Genomic DNA, 4,151 nt, shown 5'->3' with positions numbered 1-4,151 from the left:
GCGCCCGCGCCGGATGCGCCGCGCCCCGCGGCGGTGCCAGACCCCGAGCCAGCGCTGCCCGACGCGGTCGCAGAGACCGATCCGACCCCGGTGCCGGACCAGAGCGCGACCGAGGACACAGCCCCCGAAGAGCCAGAGAGCGCCATCGAGGATCAACCGCAGGAACGCGCCCTGACCCGCTACGCCGCGACGGGCATCTGGCAAATGCCGCCGAGCCCGCCTGCTGTCCCCGAGGCCACGGGCTTTGACGATTTCTACCTCACCTCAATCGACGAACCGGTCAACATTCAGGATGCCGTCGCCCTGCCCGAAGCCCCCGAGGCCCGCCGCGACAGGCGCCCCGAAACCCCGGCCTCGCCAGCCCCGCCGGGCACACAGTTCACGCTTGATGAACGTGGCCTCGTCGAGGCGACACCGGATGGCGCGCTGACCCCTGATGGCATTGTCGTGCGTGCGGGGCCGCCACCGGTCGAGCCGCCTGAGGTCCCGCCGCGCGCGGTGTCCGTGCCAGGGCTGGAACAGAGCGTGGAGGAGGCCGCCGAACGTGCCCGGCTTGGCGAGATTCGCCCGCGCACGCGACCCGACGATCTGGACGAGCAACAGGAGCGCGGCGCGCTCTCGGGGCGCACCCGGACAGAGCTTGCGGCGTTGCGTCCGCGTGAGCGCCCCGAAACCATCGAAGACGACGCCCCGGAGACCGCTGCGCCGGATGTGAGCGCCGCGTCATTGGCCACAGCCCTGATCGAAGCCAACCGCACGGCGGACCCGGACGCGCTGCCGCAGGCGGTGGCCCGTTCGATGAAGCCACGGCAGCGCCCGGACGCGGTGGAGCGCACGGCGCGTCAGATCCAGACCCGGCAGGAAACGCCCGTTGCCCGCACTGTGACCGCCGCCCGTGTCGCGCCCCGTATCCCAAGCTCTGCTTCCGTCGCGCGGCAGGCGACGGACCGCAACGCGATCAATCTGCGCAACGTCAATCTCATCGGTGTGTACGGCAACCCGCAGAACCGGCGCGCGCTGGTGCGGCTCTCCAACGGGCGCTACCAGAAAGTGCAGGTTGGCGACCGCCTCGACGGCGGGCGCGTGTCCGCCATCGGTGACACCGAATTACGCTACAACAAACGCGGTCGCGACGTCGTGTTGCGCATGCCCAAAGGATAACGCAACCATGACAGCCACCGGGCACCGACAGGGCTGATGGAAGGGTTTCTGTTTCAGGCCACGATCTATCTCGCCGCCGCTGTCATTGCGGTGCCACTGGCGGCGCGGTTGGGCTTTGGGTCGGTGCTGGGCTATCTCGCGGCGGGGATTCTGATCGGGCCGGTCACCGGCCTCGTGGGCGGGCATGAGACCGCCGAGTTGCAGCATGTCGCCGAATTCGGCGTCGTGATGATGCTGTTCCTGATCGGTCTGGAGCTGGCGCCGCGCGCCCTGTGGGACATGCGCCACCGGCTGCTTGGCCTCGGGGGGTTGCAGATCACGCTCACCACCGCGGCGGTGATGATCGGGGGGATGCAACTGCTTGGCCTCGGGTGGAGCGTGGCACTCGCCATCGGTCTGGCCTTTGCGCTCTCGTCGACCGCCATCGTGCTGCAAACCCTGTCAGAAAAGGGGCTGATGCAGACCGGGGGCGGGCGCTCTGCCTTTTCGGTTCTGCTGACTCAGGATATCGCGGTCATTCCGATGCTAGCATTCCTGCCGCTGCTGGCACTGCCCAAGAGCCCCGACATGGTGATGGGCGCATTGATTTCGCGCGACTCGGGGGTCGCGGCGCATGCCGATACCTCCGCACCGCATCAGGCCGCGCAAAGCTTTATCGCATCGCTGCCGGGCTGGGGGGCGACACTGGTCACCATCGGCGCGGTGGTTGCGATCATTCTCACTGGCGTTTACCTGACGCGCCCCGTCTTTCGGTTCATTCATTCGGCCCGGCTGCGCGAGATGTATACCGCGCTCGCCCTGCTGATCGTCGTGGGCATCTCTTTTCTGATGATGCTTGTCGGCCTCTCACCGGCCCTTGGGGCCTTTCTTGCGGGTGTCGTTCTGGCCAATAGCGAGTTCCGGCACGAGCTGGAGAGTGATCTGGCGCCGTTCAAGGGCCTGTTGCTGGGGTTGTTCTTTATCACCGTGGGGGCGGGCATCAATTTTACAGTGCTTTTCGGCGCGCCCTTCCTGATTCTGGGCCTCTCTGCCGCGCTCATCGTGACCAAAGGCACAATTCTCTACATCCTCGGGCGGCTCTTTTCGCTGCGCGGGCGCGAACTGTGGCTCTTTACCCTGTCACTCGCGCAGGCGGGTGAATTCGGGTTCGTTCTCGTGGCCTTTTCGGTGCAACAGAACGTGCTGCCCACGCGGCTGAGCGAAATGCTCTTGCTGATCATCGCACTCACCATGCTGATCACGCCCTTGCTGTTCATCCTTTACGATTGGCTGTCGCGGCGGATGACTGAGACCACCGACAAGGTCGAGGCCGACAAGATCGACAGGACAGCGCCGGTGATCATCGCGGGGATCGGGCGCTTTGGGCAGATCGTCAACCGGCTGGTGCGGTCAAGCGGCTTTGATACCGTGGTGCTTGACCATGATCTGCACACGATTCAGCGTATGCGCCGGTTTGGCGTGAAGGGATTTTTTGGCGACCCCACCCGCCCTGACCTGCTGCACGCCGCCGGGCTGGCCGAGGCGCGCATTCTGGTGGCTGCGCTGGACGATCCCGATGCGGTGGTCAGGCTCGTCAGCTTTGCCCGGCGGGAGTGCCCGGATTTGCACATCATCGCCCGCGCGCACGACCGCACGCATGTGTTCCGCCTCTATCAGGCGGGGGCGAATCAGATCGTCAGGGAACTCTTTGACAGCTCGCTGCGCGCCGGGCGCTACGTGCTGGAGAACATGGGCCTGACAGATTTTGAAGCCGCCGAACTGGAACAGACGTTTTATCACCACGATCGCCATTCGGTCCGCGAACTCGCCGCGTTGTGGGACCCGCATACCCCTACGGTCGAAAACGACGCCTATATCGGCCGCGCCCGCGAACTGGAGCAGGAATTGCAGACCATGCTGCTCTCGCAACTCGAAGAAATCGACACGCCGGACACCAAGACCAAACCCGGTGACTAAAGCAATTTCAGAAAAAGTTGATAGACTTTTTCGGTTCGAAATTGCGCAAAAACAATGAACTACGGCGTTACGACTGTTTCAACGAAAAGTCGAAACGCTGTAGCCTTTGGCCCCCGGTTCAATACGGGTGTGTGCCGCCATCCCATGTCTGAAAGCAGCCGGTGTCGGCCAAAGACAGCGTTTCAAACCGGTCCATCAGCCCGGCGGCGGCCTCATCCACCGAAATCTCGGCGGCCTCGCCCCCCATGTCGGTGCGCACCCAACCCGGGTGGTAGATGCCGACGGCAATCTCGTCGCCGCGCAGATCAGCGGCGAGGTTGCGCCCGAGATTGAGCGCCGCCGCCTTGGAGGCGCGGTAGATATAGCTGCCGCCCGGCGCGCGGGTATGGCTGGCCATCTGGCTGGAGATGATGGCGATCCTGGCACCTTGCGCGGCGCGCAGGTTGGGCAGCAGGCTCTGGATGCTGAGGAACACGCCGGTGACGTTGGTGGCGAATGCCTCGGCCCACATCGCCGCCGGGTAGCCGGTGTCGAGCGGCTGGCCCTTGTCGGGATAGATGCCCGCGTTGCAGATCAGCAGATCGACGGGGCGGTCGGTGAGATGTTCTGCGAGGGTCGCGCAGGACACCGGGTCGGTCACGTCGAGGGCCAGCAGATCATCCACGGGCACCCGCGCGGTGCCGGTGACCTGATGCCCGGCGGCGCGGTAGCGGTCTGCCATTGCATGGCCGATGCCGCGATTGGCACCTGTGATGACGATATGCATGGTGGCGGGCTCCTCTGGGTCAGTTCGACTTGCGGCGCGGCAGGAAGGGCAGGGGCGCCACCGGCACCCCCTCTTCGATCAGCTTGCGCGCCTCGTCCGCCTTGGCCTCGCCGTATATACTCCGGCCGGGGGACAGACCGGCATGCATATCGCGCGCTTCGCTGGCAAAGTTCAGCCCGACATAATCGGAATTTTCCTCGATCTTTCGCCGCAACTCCGCAAGCGCCTGCTCGGCCGGGCTCGGCGCGGCGGGCGGCGCGGGCTCGGG

The 4,151-nt window shown here is 65.5% G+C and carries 3 protein-coding genes and 1 pseudogene; 2 read left to right on the top strand and 2 right to left on the bottom strand.

Going from position 1 to position 4,151, the window contains the following annotated elements; translation table 11 throughout:
• Together Q0X85_RS01605 and Q0X85_RS01600 are read left to right on the top strand one after the other, a co-directional pair.
• A pseudogene (locus Q0X85_RS01605) lies at positions 1-1,161 on the top strand (hypothetical protein); the annotation flags it as partial.
• 36 nt (positions 1,162-1,197) lie between these two features.
• Positions 1,198-3,117 (top strand): cation:proton antiporter, encoded by a 1,920-nt coding sequence (locus Q0X85_RS01600; protein ID WP_297768089.1) that lies wholly within the window; start codon positions 1,198-1,200, stop codon positions 3,115-3,117.
• Positions 3,118-3,235: 118 nt separating this feature from the next.
• Here the strand turns inward: Q0X85_RS01600 and Q0X85_RS01595 are convergent, their stop codons facing one another.
• Positions 3,236-3,883, bottom strand: coding sequence for an SDR family oxidoreductase (locus Q0X85_RS01595; RefSeq protein ID WP_297768087.1), 648 nt, complete (start codon positions 3,881-3,883; stop codon positions 3,236-3,238).
• Positions 3,884-3,902: 19 nt separating this feature from the next.
• The coding region (locus Q0X85_RS01590) for a DUF1178 family protein (RefSeq protein ID WP_297768084.1) at positions 3,903-4,151 on the bottom strand (249 nt) is incomplete at its 5' end.

Source organism: uncultured Roseovarius sp., assembly GCF_947259555.1.
Taxonomy (GTDB): domain Bacteria; phylum Pseudomonadota; class Alphaproteobacteria; order Rhodobacterales; family Rhodobacteraceae; genus Roseovarius.
This window is presented reverse-complemented; position numbering and strand designations above follow the sequence as displayed.